The organism is Mycobacterium dioxanotrophicus (assembly GCF_002157835.1).
Classification (GTDB): Bacteria; Actinomycetota; Actinomycetes; order Mycobacteriales; family Mycobacteriaceae; genus Mycobacterium; species Mycobacterium dioxanotrophicus.
In genome coordinates, this window is sequence record NZ_CP020809.1 from 238,128 (window position 1) to 259,190 (window position 21,063).

Annotated in this window: 5 protein-coding genes; 4 read left to right on the top strand and 1 reads right to left on the bottom strand. The window is 66.4% G+C overall.

The genetic code is table 11. From position 1 onward, the window contains the following. Window positions 1-46: 46 nt before the first annotated feature. Window positions 47-1,300, bottom strand: a complete 1,254-nt coding sequence (locus BTO20_RS01125) for a glycosyltransferase (RefSeq protein WP_087072656.1) — start codon at window positions 1,298-1,300, stop codon at window positions 47-49. A gap of 347 nt (window positions 1,301-1,647) precedes the next feature. Here BTO20_RS01125 and BTO20_RS01130 point away from each other — a divergent pair, with 347 nt between their 5' ends. From BTO20_RS01130 to BTO20_RS01145, 4 genes are all read left to right on the top strand, one after another. Further along, window positions 1,648-1,893 carry a hypothetical protein gene (locus tag BTO20_RS01130; RefSeq protein ID WP_087072658.1) on the top strand — a complete coding sequence of 82 codons (246 nt, stop codon included), beginning with the start codon at window positions 1,648-1,650 and terminating at the stop codon, window positions 1,891-1,893. 837 nt (window positions 1,894-2,730) lie between these two features. After that, the gene (locus tag BTO20_RS01135; protein ID WP_029370308.1) at window positions 2,731-2,961 is read left to right on the top strand and encodes an MbtH family protein; all 231 of its coding nucleotides are present in this window, start codon (window positions 2,731-2,733) and stop codon (window positions 2,959-2,961) included. A 25-nt stretch (window positions 2,962-2,986) separates the two neighbouring features. Next, on the top strand, window positions 2,987-13,375 hold the full coding sequence (locus tag BTO20_RS01140; protein ID WP_087072660.1) for a non-ribosomal peptide synthetase: 10,389 nt from the start codon (window positions 2,987-2,989) through the stop codon (window positions 13,373-13,375). After that, complete coding sequence (locus tag BTO20_RS01145) at window positions 13,372-21,060, top strand: non-ribosomal peptide synthetase (protein ID WP_087072662.1); 7,689 nt, start codon at window positions 13,372-13,374, stop codon at window positions 21,058-21,060. Before BTO20_RS01140 ends, BTO20_RS01145 begins: the two co-directional genes overlap by 4 nt. Window positions 21,061-21,063 lie beyond the last annotated feature (3 nt).

Here is a 21,063-nt window from a genome sequence, read left to right on the forward strand (position 1 = left end):
ACTACGGGGATTCGATGCCAGAGCAACGGGCTGCGCGGGCGCGTGGTCAACGCGCTGCCGCGCGGACCTTGTTCTCGAACAGATCCGCCGTTTTGGCGATGCTGGCGGCCGGCGTCGTCATCCGGGTGGCGAGTTCACGTGCCCGGGCGTGGTATTCCGGCGCCAGGATTCGGCGCAGATCCTCCGTCAGTGAATCGCGGGTGGTTTTCGAAACACGGCGTGCTGTACCGACTTTCAATCGCCTGAGCTGATTGCCCCAGTAGGGCTGATCCGCGGTGCTCCAGAGAATGAGCGTCGGGACACCTGCCCGCAGGCTCGCCGCTGTGGTTCCCGAACCGCCGTGATGCACCACTGCGCGGCATGCGGCGAAAACCGTGGCATAGTTCGCGACTCCGATCACCTTTACGTGATCAGGGATGGTGACGTGGCTGAAGTCGGTGCCGCCGGCGCACACCAACGCGCGTTCGCCCAATTCCGCGCACGCTGTACTGATCATTTCCAGTGTTTCCGAGGGTGATTCGACAGGGATGCTGCCGGTGGCAAAACAGATCGGCGGTGTGCCCGACGCGATCCACGACGCCACCTCGTCGTCGTTGTCGGTCGACAGGCCCATGGTCAGCGCTCCGACAAACGGCCGTTGGCCGTTCCATTTCCTCCACTCCTCCGCCAGCCCCGGCACGCTGACGGCGTCGTAGGCCTGTACTTCCACTGACCCCCGATCAGGGATCCGGCGTGGTGCCGGACGAGTTGCTTTTGGCAAACCCAACTCTCGTCGCTGTGCATTCTCGACATCCTTTGTCGAGCGCCACAGCAACCATTCGGTCAGCGCGCCGGCGGAGCGGACCACCGGCGCGGGCAGCATCGGGACCAGTCGCCCATTGGGCCGCATCGGGAAGTGATGCAACATGACCAGCGGAATGTCGTAGAACTCAGCGACATTGGCGGCAGGTTGTTCGTAGTTCAGGCCGGTCGAGAGCAGGTCGGCTCCGTTGGCCAGTCCCATCAATGTGTCGCTGGTCTCGCCCCAGTATCGCGAGATCGGTTGCCAGAGCTCCTTCAGCGAACGCACCGGATGACTCATGAGCTCAGACCAGAAGTTGCGCAGGAACTCTTCGCGTAGAAACGCCTGCAGCGGTGGGCCATACGCGGCAGTCGAGAGGCCCGCGCCCTCGGCGAATCCGACCAGATCAGGGGGTACGGCCAGCTGAACGTCGTGACCTCTGCGCTGCAATTCGCATCCGACGCTGACGGAGGGTTCGACATCGCCGCGAGTGCCATAGCATGCCAGCACAAACTTCATGCGGGTCCCAGCCTTTCGGTTGTGGTGCGCGTCGAGGCGGCAGTGGTATGCGGCCATTATCGCTGGCTCTCCTACTGCCGCAAGGCTGTTCGGATTCTCCAATCCCTACCGGCAGCGCGGTCGGAGAGTATGAGTTAGAGCCGAGGGAGCAGTTTACGCGGAGTCGGAAATTGTGCCGAGTGATATTGACGGGTGAAATATCGGGACGGTTTGTGTGATTGTCCGAGGCGGCGAGAATTCACGCCGCGTGAGATACCTTGGAAATCAATAGATGTAGTGCTGTGACGGCGGCATCGGGTGTTGGCTTACGCCCTTTCTGCGCTGTTCGCGCAGGTATAGTCGGGCGCATGAACCTGGTCGAGTCGATCGAACGTGGCCTGGATTGGCTTGCCGAACCCAAGCGTCTGCCCGGGCGGTTCGAGATGGAGACCCAGCGTGGGCGGCGGCTGGAACTGGAGGTCGTCTCGTTCGCGCTCCGGATGCCGATCGCCGGTGGCGTCACGATGCGAATCCCGGTGTTCCTGATGGTGATGCCCGCTGGGTCGTCGCCGATCGAAGGGTCGCACGCCCGTCCAGAAGAGGGCGACGAGTAGCTGCAGCCGCGCGGCGGGCGTCACGGATCTCACCCGTCGGCGCCTGTTCTTGACCTGCGCGTACGCCGTTCCGTTACGGGCGGCAGCGCAGCCGTAAGCCTGCACCGCATTGTGCGACGACGGCGCGGGACACTGTTCCGTGCTTGCCGAGCGTGACGTGCGCCACATCGGGGATACCGTAAGTGTGCGAAGCGCATGCTGGCGGTGCTGTCGTCACGCAACCACGATTTCCTGGGACTTTGTTGGCATCCCGCAGTGGCGCTCGCGCTCTTCGCGATCCCATCACTGTGTCACCCAATGTTGCTAGATCCGTTCCCACGGTGGCGACCTCCAGCCGTGCCGAGTCCGCCGCGGTCCGCTCGGTGGATTCTGTGCGTTCGCAAGCAATACTCGCAATGGTCCGATGCCACAATCATCGAGCTAGCAACTCGCAAAACCGTAGGACCACCGCAGCTTCAGCAATCTTTTCGGACTGCGACGACAAGAGTGCATCCCGCACGCCTACTTTGCATTCATCTCCTGAAGCCTCACAGGCGTTCATTTGCCAGAACTACCATTCCATTGCAAATTTGCTGCAAAGGCCAAGGGGCGGCCGCCCGAAGCTCACAATGCATTCACAAACTTGTAAAACTCGCAATAGCTTGACGCGCCCGTGAATACCCGTGACCTGGTTAAATCCCCTGATCAGCGCGTTGCAGCTAATCCCTCGACCCGCGTAGACAGCATTAACCACCGTCGTGTACGGCGGGACTTCGGGGAAACCTCAGACGCCGCGATGCAGGCGGCCGTATGTTTGCGATATGTTTGCGATGTCCGCCTAAGTAGCCATGGAGAAACGTGAGCATCAATCCATTCGATGACGACAAGGGAAGCTTTTTCGTCTTGATCAACGACGAGGAGCAGCACAGCCTGTGGCCGGCGTTTGCCGACGTGCCGGCTGGTTGGCGGGTGGTATTCGGCGAGGCGGACCGCGCTGCATGCCTTGACTACATCGAGCAAAACTGGACCGATATTCGGCCGAAGAGCCTGCGCGAGAGGTTGGCGCAGGGCGGGGCTCTTGAGCGCTGAACCGCCTGGGTGGGGAAGTCGAATAATGGAACAAGACGACGGCGCATTGCCGCTTTCGCGCGGTCAGTTGGATATCTGGCTCTCACACGAAAGCGGCCTCGCGGGTACGGAGTGGCAACTCGGCCTTTTAGGACGAATCGACGGTTCTGTCGACCGCGAGCTTCTGCAGCGAGCGGTCCGGCAAGCTATGGACGAGGCCGAGCCCGCCAGGGCGGCGTTCTTCGAAGTCGACGGCCAGGTGGTCCAGAAGGCACTCGATTATTCGGACCTCGACCTTCCTTTTTATGACGTCCGGGATGCCGATGATCCGGTGCAAAAAGTCCGTGAAATTGCGTCGTCAATTCAGCACACGCCCTTGCCACTGACGGGCCGGCTGGTCAAATTCGCATTGTTCCGCACGCAGCCGAATGAATATTATTTGTTCGGACTCGGGCACCACATATCGGTCGACGGTTTGGGCATGGCCGTGGTCAGCCGCCGAATTGCCACCATCTACTCTGCACTGGTCGCGGGAGAACCGATTCCCGCGGCCTACTTTGGTTCGCTGAAGGACCTGGTCGACTGCGAGACGACGTACTCGTCGTCCAGCGAGTACCTGGACGACGAGGCGTACTGGAGCAACAACCTGCCGGCCGAGGGCGGGCTCGACTACGGGCTTCCCACTCCGGCCAGCGCCCATGACGCCTACACGCCGTCCGCATCCGTGGAAGTGGATCAAGCCGTTGTCGGCCATATCAAGCAGCTGTCCAAGAGCCTGCGTATCCGCCGCTACTCGGTGACGACCGCGGCGGTCGCACTGCTGGTTCGCGCGTGGTCCGCCAACAGTTCCGAGGTGGCCCTCGACTTCCCGGTCAGCCGGCGAGTGACCCCGGAATCGAAGACGCTGCCTGCAATGCTCGCGGGCGTCGCGCCGCTGGTGCTGAACACCCCACCGGATTGGACGGTCGGCGAGTTCTGCCGCCACGTCGACACCCGAATCCGCGAACTGTTGCAACACCAGCGCTACCCCGTGCACCTCCTGGAAGCGGGAGGCGGCGTGCGCGGCCCACGGCATGCGTCGAACCGGGTCGCGGTGAACTTCATACCTGCTCGTCTCACGTTGGATCTCGCCGGCGCGCCGGTGACAGTGTCGTACACGAACCACGGTCCGATGGGGCACTTCGGGCTCTTCTTCATCGGTTCCAGCGACCAACTGTTCCTCAGCACAGCGGGTGCGGGACAGCCGTTCGCGGATTTCGGAGTCGCTGATCTGGCGCAGCGCATCCAACGGGTGGTTACGGTGATGGCAGCCGATCCGGAGCGCCCGTTGTCTTCACTGGATCTGCTCGGCAGCGGCGAGCATGACCTGCTCGCGCAGATCGGCCATCAGGGGGCACTCAACGAGCATCTGCCCCACCTGTCGATACCAGATCTGTTCGACCGCTACGTGAATCGCGCCCCTGACGCGCCGGCCCTGACCTTCGAGGGCCACACCCTGACCTACCGCGAGCTGGACGAGGCCGCCAATCGGCTGGCGCACGTGCTCAAGGCGCGCGGCGCCGGACCGGGTGAACGTGTCGCGCTGTTGTCAGAGCGGTCGGCCAAGGCCGTGATCGCGATCCTGGCGGTGCTCAAGACCGGGGCGGCCTACGTGCCCATCGACCCCGTTGTCCCCGCGGCGCGAATCGATTTCATCCTCGCCGACGCGGCACCGATCGCCGTGATCACCAGCGCCCCAGCCAAGTCGCGTTTGCACGCGCACGACGTCACCGTCATCGACATCGACGACCCCGCGGCAGCCGAGCAGCCCGGCACCGCGCCGACCGGGCCAGCACCCGACGACATCGCGTACATCATCTACACCTCGGGCACCACCGGGACCCCGAAGGGCGTGGCCGTCACCCATCACAACGTGACCCGGTTGATGGCCGCGCTGGAGTCCGGGCTCCCGCACCCCGGGGTCTGGCCGCTGTGCCACTCCCTGGCGTTCGACGCCTCGGTGTGGGAGATCGGCAACGCGCTGCTTCGTGGTGGGCGACTCGTGGTCGTGCCAGAAGCCGTTGCCGGCGCACCAGAAGACTTCCACGCCCTGCTGGTCTCGGAGAAGGTCGACGCGTTCACCCAGACTCCGTCCGCCGTGGCGATGCTGCCGACCGAGGGTCTACAGTCCTCGGCGCTCGTGGTCGTCGGTGAGGCCTGCCCCGCCTCGGTGGTGGAACGATGGTCGCCGGCCACCCGCGTGATGGTCAACGGCTACGGCCCGACCGAGACCACGATCTGTGTGACGGTCAGCGATGCCCTGAAGCCCGGTGCGGCCGTTCCCATCGGCAAGCCCCTCCCTGGCGCTGCACTGTTCGTGCTGGACACCTGGATGCAGCCGGTTCCCACCGGTGTCGTCGGCGAGCTGTATGTCGCCGGTGACGGTGTGACGTGTGGATACCTGGGACGCTCCGGCCTTACCGCATCCCGCTTCGTGGCGTGCCCGTTCGGTGAGCCCGGCACGCGCATGTACCGGACCGGAGACCTGGTCCGGTGGGGCGATGACGGACAGCTGGAATACCTGGGCCGAGCCGACGAACAGGTCAAGATCCGGGGCTACCGCATCGAACTCGGCGAAGTGCAAGCCGCACTGGCCGCCGTCGACGGCGTCGAGAACGCCGTTGTCATCGCCCGCGAGGACCGCCCCGGCGACAAGCGTCTGGTCGGGTACATCACCGGGACAGCGGATCCGGTGGACGTCAGGACCCAACTGGCAGATCGACTGCCGCCGTACATGGTGCCCGTTGCAGTCGTGGTGTTGGAGTCGCTGCCGTTGACGGCCAACAACAAGTTGGACACCCGCGCGCTGCCCGCGCCCGAATACCAAGGTGCGGGCAGCGATTACCGCGAACCCACTACCGCGGTCGAAGAGGTCTTGGCCGATATCTACGCCCAGGTCCTCGGACAGGACCGCGTCGGCGTCGACGATCCGTTCTTCGACCTGGGTGGCGACAGCATCCTGTCGATGCAGGTTGTCGCCCGGGCCAGAGCCGCAGGCCTGCAGTGCCGGCCGCGTGACATCTTCGTCGAGCAGACCGTGGCCCGACTGGCTTCGGTCGTCAAGGTCACCGGCGGGGAAGCAGCGGTGGTCGACGAGGGCATCGGTTCGGTGGTGGCCACCCCGATCATGCGGTGGCTCAGCACTGTTGACGGCTCGGTAGACGAGTTCAACCAGACGTTGGTGTTGCAGGCGCCGACCGGGGTGTCCGAACCGGACGTGGCTGTGGTGCTGCAAGCACTGGTCGACAGGCATCCCACGCTCCGGATGGTCGCCGCGGACGTGAGGAGCGATTCGGGGCCCGCGGACGTGAGGAGCGAATCAGGTACAGCGCGCGGCGAAGCGAGCACCGAGCACAACGGCGAGTGGTCATTGACCGTGCCGGAGAAGGCAAGCGTGGTCGTGCATTCGGCGGATGCATTGACCGACGATGCGATCCGTGCCGCGAGGGCGCGGCTGAACCCGGCGACGGGGCAGATGCTCAGCGCGCTGTGGGTGCCCGCGACCGGGCAGTTGGCACTGGTCGTCCACCACTTGGCGGTCGACGGGGTGTCGTGGCGAATCCTCTTGGAAGACCTCAACATCGCCTGGGCCCAGCATCACAGCGGACAGGCAGTCGAGTTGCCGGCCGGCGGTACGTCCTTCGTCCGATGGTCGGCGCTGCTCGAGGAGTACGCGCGCACCGCGGAGGTGGAGAGCCAGGCGGACGCGTGGCAGCAGGTGCTGACGACGCCGCCCGCACTGCCCGCGACCACGGACACCCATGCCGAGGCCGGCCGGCTGTCCGTAGAGCTGGATCCCGAGACCACGCGCATGCTGCTCGGTGAGGTTCCCGCGGCGTTTCATGCCGGCGTGCAAGACATTTTGCTGATCGCCTTCGGGCTTGCCTGGGCCGAATTCCTCGGCGCGGGCAAGGCCCCTGTCGGTATCGATGTCGAGGGACACGGCCGTATCGAGGAGCTGGGCGGCACCGTCGATCGAGACATCGACCTGTCCCGGACGGTCGGCTGGTTCACCACCAAATACCCGGTGTCATTGGCTGTCGGTGGGGTGTCCTGGGCACAGGTGGCCGCTGGTGAATCGGCTCTTGGCCCGGTGGTCAAGGACGGTAAGGAACAGCTCCGGACCCTGCCCGACGGGCTGACCTACGGGCTGCTTCGCTACCTCAATCCCGATGTGGAGCTTGCCGGTTCGGATCCGACGATCGGTTTCAACTACCTCGGACGGCTCGGTGCCGGGGCCGGTGATCTCGCCGGCGATCTGTGGCGTATCGATTCGGCGAGCCTGCCGATGACGGACGTGGCCGCCGCGGTGCCAATGCCGTTGGCGCACACCGTGGAACTCAATGCGGGGACGTTGGACGGTGACACCGGCCCGCGTCTGCAGGCCAACTGGACATGGGCGCCGACGGCGATCGACGAGGAGCAGGTCGGCCGGCTGAGCCGGTTGTGGTTCGAAGCCCTGGCCGGAATCTGCGCGCATGTGCAACACGGCGGCGGTGGGCTCACCCCGTCCGATCTCGCGCCTGCCCGCTTGACTCAGCGGCAGATCGACGAACTGCAGCAGCAGTACCGAATCGCCGACGTGCTGCCGCTGACCCCGCTGCAGCAGGGGCTGCTGTTCCAGGCCAGCTTCCAGGCCGCAGCGGAGGACGCGGGAGATCCGGGGGACTCCCGCGACGACGTATATGCCGTTCAACTCGGCATCACGATGGCCGGTGCCCTCGACCCGCAGCGCCTGCGCGATGCCGTGCACGCGGTGGTCGACCGGCATCCGAACCTCGCGCCGCGATTCTGCGAGGACTTCGGCGAACCCGTGCAGGTTCTTCCGGTTGATCCGGTGATCGCCTGGCAATACGTCGAACTCGAGTCCGACGAGCAGATCGATCAGTTGTGCGCGGCCGAGCGGACCGCTGTGTGCGACCTGGCCGGTCAACCTACGTTCCGGGCGGCGCTGATCCGGACGGGCCACGATACCCACCGGCTCGTGATGACACTGCACCACATCGTGATCGACGGGTGGTCGCTCCCGGTACTGCTGCAGGAGATCTTCGCGGGCTACTTCGGGCAGCGGCTGTCCGCGCCCACGCCGTACCGTAATTTCGTCAGCTGGCTTGCCACCCAGGATCGCGATGTCGCCCAGGCGACGTGGCGCGAGGTGTTCGACGGTTTCGAAACCCCGACCCTCGTCGCGCCGCCGAGTCAGTCGGGGCCGCGCGGTGTCCAGTCGCATCGGGTGTCTGCCGAGATCACCCAGGCCCTCGGCGAACTCGCACGAGCACATCGCACCACCGTCAATACCGTGCTGCAGGCCGCGTGGGCGCAGATGCTGGCATCGCTGACCGGTCAGCACGACGTCGCATTCGGCGCCGCGGTGTCAGGCCGCCCTGCCGATCTCGCAGGCGCGGAATCGATTGTGGGCCTGCTGATCAACACCGTTCCCGTCCGCGCGACCATCACCGCGACCACCACCGTCGCCGAGCTGCTGGACCAACTGCAGCGCACGCACAACGACACCGTCGAGCACGAACACCTCTCGCTGGCCGAAATCCATCGCGCCGCGGGCCACGATCGGTTGTTCGACACCCTGTTCGTCTACGAGAACTACCCGCTCGACACCGGTGCGCTGCTCGGTGTGCAGGACCTGACGGTCACGGATTTCACCAGTCGCGAGTACAACCACTATCCGCTGTCCATGGTGGCGATGCCGGGCCATGAACTCGGTCTGCGCGTCGAGTTCGACACTGAGGTGTTCGACGAGGCGGCAGTCGACATCCTGGTCAAGCGCATGCATCACGTGCTCGAGGCCATGGTCGCCGACCCCACGCGACGGGTGTCCTCCATCGACGTGCTCGATTCCACCGAGCACGATCAACTCGACCAGTGGGGCAACCGCGCAGTGCTGGCCGAGCCGGTGACGGGTTCGCCGTCGATCCCGGCGTTGTTCGCCGAGCAGGTGGTGCGTGCTCCGGAGGCCGTCGCTATTACCTGCAGCGGGCGGTCATTGACCTACCGCGAGCTGGACGAGGCCTCAAACCGGTTGGCGCACTTGCTGTCCAGCCGGGGTGCCGGCCCGGGCGAGCGGGTGGCCCTGCTGCTTCCCCGCACCGAGGAGGCCGTCGTGGCCATCCTTGCGGTGCTCAAGACCGGTGCGGCGTACCTGCCGATCGACCCCGCGCATCCCGATGCCCGGATCGAGTTCACCCTCAACGATGCCGCACCGATCGCGGCAGTCACCACCGCGGATCTGCTCGGCCGGTTGACGGGGCCCGGGCTGCCCGAGATGTCGGTGATCGACATCGATGACCCCGACGTCGCCGCGAAGCCGGAGACCGCGCTGCCGGCTCCGACGTCCGACAACATCGCCTACATCATCTACACCTCGGGGACCACCGGTAAGCCCAAGGGCGTTGCGGTCACCCACCGCAACGTGACCCGGCTGCTGGAGTCGCTGGACGCCGAGCTGGCGCTGGGACAGGTGTGGACGCAATGCCATTCGTTGGCGTTCGACTACTCGGTGTGGGAGCTCTGGGGGGCGCTGCTCTACGGCGGCCGGTTGCTGATCGTGCCGGATGCGGTCGTCCGCTCACCCGAGGACTTCCATGCGCTGCTGGTCACCGAACAGGTGAGCGTGCTGAGCCAGACGCCTTCGGCGTTCTACGCGCTGCAGACAGCCGACACCCTGCAGCCTGAACTCGGACAGCAGCTGAAACTGCAGACGGTGGTCTTCGGCGGGGAAGCCCTTGAACCGCAACGACTGTCACCGTGGTTGCGCAGCCACCCAGGCATGCCGCGACTGATCAACATGTACGGCATCACCGAGACGACGGTGCACGCCTCGTTCCGCGAGATCGGTGACGGCGACCTCGCCAATAGCGTCAGCCCCATCGGTGTTCCGTTGGAGCACTTGGCTTTCTTCGTCCTGGACGGTTGGCTGCGCCAGGTCCCGGTCGGGGTGGTCGGCGAGTTGTACGTCGCAGGCACCGGATTGGCGGCGGGCTACATCGGCCGTCCGGATCTGTCGTCGACCCGCTTCGTCGCGTGCCCGTTCGGCGGTCCCGGTGCCCGGATGTACCGCACCGGAGACCTCGTGCAGTGGGGCGCCGACGGGCAACTGCGGTACGTGGGACGTGCCGACAAGCAGGTCAAGATCCGCGGCTACCGCATCGAACTCGGTGAAGTGCATGCTGCGCTGGCCGGCCTGGCCGGGGTGGGTCAGGCAGCCGTCATCGCTCGCGAGGACCGGCCCGGCGACAAGCGCCTGGTGGGTTACATCACCGAGACGACGCCGGGAGCGATCGATCCGGTCGCGGCGCGCGCGACACTGTCCGACCGTCTCCCGACCTACATGGTGCCGTCCGCAGTGGTGGTGATGGACACGCTGCCGCTGACCGTGAACGGCAAACTCGACACCAAGGCCCTGCCTGCACCGGAGTATCAGGACGCCGAGCAGTATCGCGCACCGGTCAACGCCATCGAGGAGATCCTCAGCGGCATCTACGCCCAGGTGCTCGGGGTCGAGCGGGTCGGCGTCGACGATTCGTTCTTCGACCTTGGCGGGGACAGCATTTCGTCGATGCAGGTGGTCGCGCGGGCACGCGCGGCGGGCCTCATCTGCCGGCCGCGCGACATCTTCGTCGAGCAGACCGTCAGCAGGCTGGCCCGGGTCGCGACGTTCTCCGACAGTGAGACGACCGTCGTCGACGAGGGCACCGGCGCGGTGGTAGCCACCCCGATCATGCGGTGGCTGCACGAACTTGACGGCCCGACCGACCAGTTCAACCAGACCGTGGTGCTGCAGGCGCCGGTCGGGGTCACCGACGCCGACGTCGTCGTGGTGCTGCAGGCCCTGCTGGATCGGCACGGCATGCTGCGACTGACGAGCGACACAACGGAGACGGGCGAATGGTCGCTGACCGTTCCCGCGGTCGGCTCGGTCGATGCCGGCAGCTGTCTGCACGTCGTGGACGCACTGTCCGACGACGCCCTGCTGGCGGCGCGGTCGCGGCTTGACCCGGCTGCCGGGGCCATGCTCACCGCACTGTGGGTGCCGGAGACCCGGCGCTTGGCATTGATGGTCCACCATCTGGCCGTCGATGCGGTGTCGTGGCGAATCCTGTTGGAAGACTTGAACATCGCGTGGGCGCAGCACCGCAGCGGTCAGGAGGTGGCGCTGCCGGGCGGGGGAACCTCGTTCGCGCGGTGGGCGCGGGTTCTCGATGACCACGCCCGAGCCGATGCGGTTCTGAACACGGCCGACGCTTGGCGGCAGGTCACGGCCACCCCGGCCGCGTTGCCTGCCGTGCAGCCCGCGTTGGACACCTACGCGAACGCCGGGCAGTTGTCGCTGGAGCTGGATGCCGCGACCACCCAGCAGTTGCTGACCGAGGTGCCCTCGGCGTTTCACGCAGGCGTGCAAGACATCCTGCTGATCGCGTTCGGGTTGGCGGCCACCGAGTTCCTCGGTGCCGGTGACTCGCCGGTCGGTGTCGACGTCGAGGGACACGGCCGCGTCGAGGAGATCGGGCCGGGCGCTGATTCGCACATCGATCTGTCCCGCACGGTCGGCTGGTTCACCACCAAGTACCCCGTGTCGTTGGCCGTGGGCGGGATGAGCTGGGAGCAGGTGTGTTCCGGCGACACCGCGCTCGGACCGGTCATCAAGGCGGCCAAAGAGCAACTGCGTGCCCTGCCGGACGGCATGACCTACGGCCTGTTGCGTTACCTGAATTCGGACGTAGATCTGGGTGGTTCGGATCCGGCGCTCGGGTTCAACTACCTCGGGCGCCTCGGCGCAGGCGCCGGTGACCTGTCAGACGAGCTGTGGCAGATCGATCAGGATGCCGTGGCGGTGACCGCCGCAGCCACGGCGGTACCGACCCCACTGGGCCACACCGTCGAGCTCAACGCCGGAATCCTGGACGGCGGCAACGACATCGACGACGGTCCGCGCCTGCACGCGACCTGGACCTGGGCGCTGTCGGCACTGGACCACGCGCAGGTCACCCGGTTGAGCCAGCTGTGGTTTGACGCATTGGCCGGGATCTGCGCACATGTCCGCTCCGGTGGCGGCGGATTGACGCCGTCCGACGTCGCACCCGCGCGGTTGGACCAGCAGCAGATCGATGAACTGCAACAGCGCTACGACATCGCCGACGTGCTGCCGCTGACGCCGCTGCAGCAGGGACTGTTGTTCCACACCGGTGCTGCGCAGGGCCATGAGGACCTGTATTCGGTTCAGCTGGACATCAGCATGACCGGTTCGGTCGACCCCGACCGGCTGCGCGATGCCGTGCATGACGTGCTGAGGCGCCGCCCGAACGTGGTGGCCCGGTTCTTCGAAGATTTCGGTGAGCCGGTGCAGCTGCTCTCGGCCGAGCCCGAGCTGGCGTGGCAGTACGTCGAATTGGCCGAGAATGCTGATGTCGACGGGCAGATCGCCCGGCTGTCGGCCGCGGAACGTGCGGCGGTGTGCGATCTGGCGAACAAGCCGCCGTTCCGGGCCGCCCTGATCCGCACCGCAGTCGACCGCTACCGGTTCATCCTCACCAACCACCACATCGTGCTAGACGGTTGGTCGAAACCGATCCTGCTGCAAGAGATCTTCGCCGGTTACTTCGGTGCGCGGCTGCCCGCCCCGGTGCCGTACCGGAGGTTCGTCAGCTGGCTGTCCGACCAGGACAACGCGGCCGCCAGGGAGGCGTGGCGCAGGGTGTTCGCCGGGTTCGACACTCCGACGCTGATCGGTCCGCCCGGCCGCCTGTCACTCGGGCGGCGTGGCGTCGAGTCTTTCCAGGTCGATGCCGAGACCACCAAGGCCCTCGCCGATCTGGCGCGTTCGTGCCACACCACCGTCAGCACGGTGCTGCAGGCCGCGTGGGCCCAGTTGCTGATGTGGCTGACCGGCCAGCACGACGTCGCTTTCGGCACAGCGGTTTCCGGTCGGCCCGCCGACATGGCGGGCGCCGACTCGATGGTGGGTCTGCTGATCAACACGGTGCCGGTGCGGGCGACGATCACACCTGCGACCACCATTGCCAGCCTGCTCGACCAACTGCAGGGGGCGTACACCGATACCCTGGACCATCAGCACCTCGCCTTGGCAGAGGTGCACCGCGCGACTGGCCATGACCAGCTGTTCGACACGGTTTTCGTCTACGAGAACTACCCGATCGACACGGCTGCATTGCTGGGCGTGCACGAATTGGCCATCACTGACTTCGCCAATCGCGAATACAACCATTACCCGCTTTCGGTGCAAGCCGTTCCGGGTCATGAACTGGGCCTTCGCGTCGAATTTGACACTGACGTCTTCGACGCGGCCCGCATCGGCAGGTTGGTAAACCGGTTACGACGGGTACTGGTGGCCATGACCGCAGAGACGAGGGAGCAGTCATGAGCATCGACTCCAGTCGCACGTTGTTGTCGTTCGATCTACTCGACGACGGTGAGCACGATCAACTGGACGAATGGGGCAACCGGGCCGTGCTCACCGGGCCCGCGCGTACACCGGTGTCGATTCCGACCCTGTTCTCCCGTCAGGCCGTTCGCGCACCGCAAGCGGTTGCGCTCGTCTGCGGTGACCGGTCGTGGACATATCGCGAGCTGAACGAGACCACCAATCGGTTGGCGCACATGCTGGCCGACCACGGCGCGGGCCCGGGTGAAACCGTTGCGCTGCTGCTCCCGCGTTCGGGGCAGGCGATCGTGGCGATCCTGGCGGTGCTCAAGACGGGCGCGGCGTATCTGCCGATCGACCCCGCGCATCCCGATGCCCGCATCGAGTTCATGATGTCGGATGCGATGCCGGTGGCGGCGTTGACCACCGCGGATCTGCGGACCCGCCTGGACGGCACCGATGTGCCGGTGCTCGACATCGACGATCCCGCCGTCGACAGCAAGCCGAGCACGGCGCTGCCCGGCCCGAAACCCGACGACTTGGCGTATATGACCTACACGTCGGGCACCACCGGTGTCCCGAAAGCGGTTGCCGTCACCCATAACAACGTCACTCAGCTCGTCGACGGACTGCACGCAGACCTGCCTTCGGGCCCGGGTCAGGTGTGGTCCCAATGGCATTCGCTGGTATTCGACGTATCGGTCTGGGAGATCTGGGGCGCGCTGCTGCGCGGTGGCCGCCTGGTGGTGGTACCCGAATCGATCGCGAGCTCACCCGAGGATCTGCACAAGCTGCTGGTCGCCGAAAAGGTGACCGTGCTCTGCCAAACCCCTTCGGCGGCCGGGATGTTGTCGTCGGAGCACCTCGATTCGACGACGCTGGTGGTGGCCGGTGAGGCGTGCCCGACTGAGCTGGTCGACCGGTGGGCGACGCCCGGGCGGGTGATGATCAACGCCTACGGCCCGACCGAGGCGACGATCTACGCGGCGATGAGCAAACCGCTCAAGGCGGGATCGGGAGTGGCCCCGATCGGATCGCCGGTTCCCGGCGCGGCGCTGTTCGTGCTCGACCAGTGGCTGCGGCCCGCACCCGAAGGTGTGGTCGGCGAGCTGTACGTGGCCGGAACCGGTGTGGCGACCGGATATTCGCGTCGTCCCGGGCTGACGGCATCCCGATTCATGGCCTGCCCGTTCGGCAAGCCGGGCGACCGGATGTACCGCACCGGTGACCTGGTGCGCTGGGGCGATGACGGGCAGCTGCAGTACCTGGGCCGCTCCGATGAGCAGGTCAAGATCCGCGGGTACCGCATCGAACTCGGCGAGGTCCAGGCGGCCCTGGCCCGGCTCGACGGCGTGGATCAGGCGGTCGTGATCGCTCGGGAGGACCGGCCCGGTGACAAGCGGCTCGTCGGGTACATCACCGGCACCGCCGACCCCACCGCGCTGCGCGCCGAACTGGCCCAGCGCCTGCCCACCTACATGGTGCCTGCCGCGGTCGTGACCATCGAGTCGATTCCGTTGACCGTCAACGGAAAACTCGACAAGCGCGCGCTGCCCGCCCCGGAATACCGCAGCAACGGCAGCGACTACCGGGCCCCGTCGACCCCGGTCGAGGAGATTCTCGCCGAGATCTACGCCCAGGTGCTCGGACAGCAGCGCGTCGGCGTCGACGATTCGTTCTTCGATCTGGGCGGCGACAGCATCCTGTCGATGCAGGTGGTGGCGCGCGCCCGTGCAGCGGGTGTGTCGTGCCGGCCACGTGACATCTTCGTCGAGCAGACCGTGAGCAGGTTGGCCCAGGTCTCGAGGTTCACCGACGCTGAGTCGACGGTGGTCGACGACGGTATCGGCCCGGTGGTTGCGACCCCGATCATGCGGTGGCTGCAGACGGTGCAGGGCCCGGTCGACCAGTTCAACCAGACCTTGGTGCTGCAAGCCCCGGACGGGGTCACCGAAGCCGACGTGCTCGTCGTGCTGCAGGCCCTGCTGGACCGACACGCGACGTTGCGCCTGCAGGCGCCGATCGTGGACGGCGACTGGTCACTGCTGGTTCCGGACCAGGGTGCGGTCGCCGCACGCTCGTGCCTGCGCACCGTGGAGGCGCTGTCCGACGACGCATTGATCGAGGCGCGGTCCAGGCTGAACCCGGCGACCGGGGCGATGCTCAGCGCGGTGTGGGCCGCGGAACCCCGCCAGCTGGTGCTGATGATCCATCACCTCGCCGTCGACGGTGTGTCGTGGCGAATCCTGTTGGAAGACCTGAATATCGCGTGGGCGCAGCATCACAGCGGCCAGCAGGTCGAATTGCCTTCGGGCGGTACGTCGTTCGCCCGGTGGACGGCGCTGCTGGCCGACCATGCACGGGACACTGCCGTGGTAGAACTCGCCGACACGTGGCGCCGGGTGGCACAGACGCCTGCCGCGTTGCCTGCTGTCCAACCGGACATCGATACCTACGCCAATGCCGGCCAACTGTCGGTATCGCTCGACGCCGACACCACGAAGCAACTGCTCGCCGAGGTGCCCGCGGCATTCCACGCGGGCGTGCAAGACATCCTGCTGATCGCGTTCGGCCTGGCCTGGGCGGAATACCTCGGGACGGGCGCCGCGCCGATCGGTATCGACGTCGAGGGCCACGGCCGGGTCGAAGACCTCGCTTCCGATGTCGACCTGTCCCGCACCGTCGGCTGGTTCACCAGCAAGTACCCCGTCGCGCTCGCCGTCGGCGAGTTGTCCTGGGACCAGGTGACCGCCGGGGAGGCCGCGCTGGGCCCGATCATCAAGTCCGCCAAGGAACAACTGCGTGCGCTGCCCGACGGCGTCACCTACGGCCTGCTGCGGTACCTGAACCCCGATGTGGACATCGATGGGCTGGATCCGACCATCGGGTTCAACTACCTGGGACGCCTCGGTGCCGGGGCCGGCGAGCTGTCCGACGAACTGTGGCGCATCGACCAGGACGCGCTGACGCTCACCGGTGCGGCCTCGGCGGTGGCGATGCCGTTGATGCACACCGTCGAACTCAACGCGGGCACGGTGGATTCCGACTCCGGGCCCCGGCTGCAGGCCGGTTGGACCTGGGCGCCCTCGGCGATGGACCAGGCCCAGGCCGACCGACTGAGTCGACTGTGGTTCGAAGCGCTGGCCGGCATCTGCGCGCATGTGCGTAACGGCGGAGGCGGGTTCACGCCGTCCGATCTCCTCCCAGCGCGGGTGAGCCAGGAGCAGATCGACGATCTGGCACAACGGCACACCATCGCCGACGTGCTGCCGTTGACCCCGGTGCAGGAAGGCCTGCTGTTCCACTCGACCATCGCGCGGGGCACCGAGAACGATGTCTACGCAGTGCAGCTGGACATCACCGTGACCGGTGTCCTTGACCAGCATCGGCTGCGCGACGCCGTGCACGCGGTCGTCGCCCGCCACCCGAACCTCGCGGCCCGTTTCTGCGAACTGGCCGACGAGGCCGTGCAGATCATCCCAGCCGACCCGGTGATCGCCTGGCGGTACCTGGATCTGCGGGGTGACGACCTGACCCCCGACGACGAGATCGAGCGGCTGTGCACCGCGGAACGCGCCGCGGTGTGCGATCTGGTGGAACGGCCGACGTTCCGCGCCACGTTGATCCGGACCTCGGGCAATCAGCATCGTTTCGTACTGACCTTCCACCACATCGTCATCGACGGCTGGTCACTGCCGATCCTGCTGCAGGAGATCTTCGCCGGCTACTTCGGCCATCGGTTGCCCGCTGCGCCGTCGTACCGCAGCTTCGTCAGCTGGCTGAGCCGTCAGGATCGCGAAGCCGCGCGAGCGGCGTGGCGCGAGGTGTTGGACGGGTTCACCACGCCCACCCTGGTCGCACCGCCGGGCCATGGCGGGCCACGGGGTGTCGAGTCCTACCGGTTGTCCGCCGAGACCACGAAAGCGCTTGGCGAACTGGCTCGTTCATGCCACACGACCGTGAACACGGTGCTGCAGGCGGCGTGGGCTCAGCTGCTCATGGCCTTGACGGGGCAGCGTGACGTGGCATTCGGCACCGCCGTCTCCGGCCGTCCCGCCGAATTGCCCGGCTCCGAATCCATCGTGGGCCTGTTGATCAACACCGTGCCGGTGCGGGCGCACACCACCGCGACCACCACCGTCGCCGATCTGCTCGAGCAGTTGCAGCAGCACCACAACGACACCATCGAGCATGAGCACTTGGCGCTCAACGAGATTCATCACGTCGCAGGCCACGAGCAACTGTTCGACACGCTGTTCCTCTACGAGAGCTATCCGATCGACACCAGCGCGTTCGCCGGTGTCCACGAGCTGGCGGTCACCGAGTTCAACAACCGCGAGTACAACCACTACCCGCTGTCGGTGATGGCCCTGCCGGGTCATGAACTGGGCCTGCGCGTCGAGTTCGATGCCGAGGCGTTCGACGTGGCCGCCATCGAAGCGCTCGTGGAACGGTTCCAGCGGGTGCTGGAGACCATGACGGCCGATCCCACCAGACGGCTGTCGTCGATGGACGTCGTCGAACCGGGCGAACGCGACGTCATCGACACGTGGGGCAACCGCGCGCTGTTGTCGCAGCCGGTGGCTGTGTCGAAGTCGATTCCTGAGCGGTTCTCCGAGCAGGTGGCCCGCGATCCAGAGGCCATCGCGGTGACGTTCGACGGTCGCTCGCTGACCTATGCCGAACTCGACGAGGACGCCAACCGGTTGGCGAACCTGTTGGCGGTCTACGGCGCCGGCCCGGGGGAATCGGTGGCCCTGTTGGTGCCGCGGTCCGACGAAGCGATCGTCGCGATCCTGGCGGTGCTCAAGACGGGCGCGGCGTACCTGCCGATCGACCCGTCGGTACCGACGTCGCGGTTGGAGTTCATGCTCGCCGACGCCAAGCCGATCGCCGCGGTCACGACCGCGGATCTGCGTCCGCGCCTGGAGAATTCCGATGTGTTGGTCGTCGAGGTGGACGATCCTGACGATCCCGCGACCGCGATCTACCCGAGCACCACGCTGCTGCCGCCTGCGTCCGACGACATCGCCTACACGATCTACACGTCGGGGACGACGGGCGTGCCCAAAGGTGTTGCCATCACGCACAGCAACGTCACCCAGGTGCTGGAGAAGTTGCACCCCGACATGCCCGCAGGCCCGGGACAGGTGTGGTCGCAATGGCATTCGCTGGTCTTCGACGTCTCGGTGTGGGAGATCTGGGGCGCGCTGCTGCACGGCGCGCGGTTGGTGATCGTGCCCGAGCACGTCGCGGGCGCGCCCGATGATCTGCACAAGCTGTTGATCGCCGAACAGGTCACCGTGCTGTACCAGACTCCTTCCGCGGTCGGCATGTTGTCACCGGAAGGCCTGGAGAACACGGCGCTGGTCGTGGCTGGTGAAGCCTGCCCGACCGAGGTCGTGGACCGGTGGGCGACCGGGCGGGTGATGCTCAACGCGTACGGCCCGACCGAGGCGACCATCTACGCGGCGATCAGCGCCCCGCTCAAGAAGTCGTCCGGACCGGTCGTGCCGATCGGTTCACCGGTGCCGACGGGTGCCACGTTCGTGCTCGACGAGTGGTTGCGGCCGGTACCGGCCGGGGTGGTCGGCGAACTGTATCTGGCGGGGCGGGGCTTGGGCCTCGGGTATGTGAACCGGGCCGGATTGTCGGCGTCGCGGTTCGTGGCATGCCCGTTCGGCCAGCCCGGAGACCGGATGTATCGCACCGGCGATCTCGTGCAATGGGGTCCCGACGGTCAGCTGCAGTACCTGGGCCGCGCCGACGAGCAGGTCAAGATTCGCGGGTACCGCATCGAACTCGGCGAGATCCAGGCCGCGCTCGCCGATCTGGACGGTGTCGAACAGGCGGCGGTGATCGCGCGGGAGGACCGTCCGGGCGACAAGCGCCTGGTCGGTTATGTCACCGGATCCGCGGACCCGGCCGAGCTGCGTGGTGCGTTGGCTCAGCGCCTGCCCGCGTACATGATCCCGGCGGCCATCGTGGTGGTGCCTGCGCTGCCCTTGACGGTCAACGGCAAGCTCGATCGCCGTGCCTTGCCCGCCCCTGAATACCGCAGCGCAGGCACCTACCGGGCACCGGCGAACCCGGTCGAGGAAACCATCGCAGGCATCTACGCCCACGTGTTGGGTATGGACCGGGTCGGCGTCGAAGACTCGTTCTTCGACCTCGGTGGCGATTCCATCTCCGCGATGCGGGTGATCGCGGCGATCAACACGGCCCTCGACGCGCAACTCGCGGTCCGAACCCTGTTCGAGGCACCCACGGTGCGGGCGCTGAGCCACCAGCTCGACAACGCCGCCGAATCGGATGCGTCGCCGGGGGTCGGCGGCGTCAGCTTCGCGTCCGTGCACGGCAGCACCGATACCGGTGAGGTCCACGCGCGGGATCTGACGCTGAACAAGTTCATCGACAGCACCACGTTGAGGACAGCTCCGACGCTGCCGCGCCCGGACGGGCACGTCCAGACGGTGCTGCTGACCGGGGCCACCGGATTCCTCGGACGCTACCTGCTGCTGGATTGGCTCAAGCGGTTGCGACGTGTCGACGACACCGTGATCTGCCTGGTCCGGGGCAAGTCCGACGAGGATGCGCGCCGTCGTCTCGAGGCGACCTTCGACACCGACCCCGTCCTGCGCAAGCACTTCAAGGAACTGGCGGCCGAGCGCCTGCAGGTCATCGCCGGTGACAAGGGTGAACCGAATCTCGGGTTGGACGAGCAGCGATGGCACGAGCTGGCCGAACGTGTCGACCTCATCGTCGACTCCGCGGCGTTCGTCAACAGCGTGCTGCCCTACTGGGAGTTGTTCGGGCCCAACGTCATCGGCACCGCCGAACTGATCAGGTTCGCGCTCACCACCAAGCTCAAGCCGTACACCTTCGTGTCCACGTCGGATGTCGGACGCCAGATCGAACCTTCGAAGTTCACCGAAGACGCCGACATCCGGCAGATCAGCGCCACCCGTACCGTCGACGCCGGTTATGCCAACGGCTACGGCAACAGCAAGTGGGCCGGCGAGGTGCTGCTGCGCGAAGCCCACGACCTGTGTGGACTTCCCGTCGCGGTGTTCCGCTCGGGCATGATCATGGCCGAGCCGGCCTACGCGGGTCAGCTGAATGTGTCCGACACGGTGACTCGGATGGTGCTGAGCATCGTGGCCACCGGTTTGGCGCCCGAGTCGTTCTACGAGCTCGGCGACGGTGGCACCCGTCAGCGAGCCCACTTCGACGGTCTGCCGGTCGATTTCGTCGCGGAGGCGATCATCACGCTGGGCTGGCAGGTGGCCCGGTCGGCATCGGCGCAGTTCGAGACGTACCACGTGATGAACCCCCACGACGACGGCATCGGGATCGATACCTACGTCGACTGGCTCGTTGAGGCCGGGTATCCGATCGAACGGGTCGCCGACTTCGGGGAATGGTTGCAGCGGTTCGAAGACGGACTGCGTGCGTTGCCGGAACAGCAGCGGCAGAACTCGGTGCTGCAGATGCTGACGGTGCTGCGGCAGCACACCGACGATCTGCAGCCGCCGGCACCGACCCGCGGCTCGTACGCGCCCGCGGACCGCTTCCACGAAGCGGTGCGAGCGGCGAATATCGGCAAGGCCAACGACATTCCGCACGTCTCGGCGCCGGTGATCGTCAAGTACGTCACCGACCTGCAGCGGCTCGGATTGCTCTGACCG

Coding starts and splice junctions, on each gene's coding strand:
- BTO20_RS01125 (WP_087072656.1), bottom strand. CDS start 1,300: ATGAAGTTTGTGCTGGCATGCTATGGCACTCGCGGCGATGTCGAACCC.
- BTO20_RS01130 (WP_087072658.1), top strand. CDS start 1,648: ATGAACCTGGTCGAGTCGATCGAACGTGGCCTGGATTGGCTTGCCGAA.
- BTO20_RS01140 (WP_087072660.1), top strand. CDS start 2,987: ATGGAACAAGACGACGGCGCATTGCCGCTTTCGCGCGGTCAGTTGGAT.
- BTO20_RS01145 (WP_087072662.1), top strand. CDS start 13,372: ATGAGCATCGACTCCAGTCGCACGTTGTTGTCGTTCGATCTACTCGAC.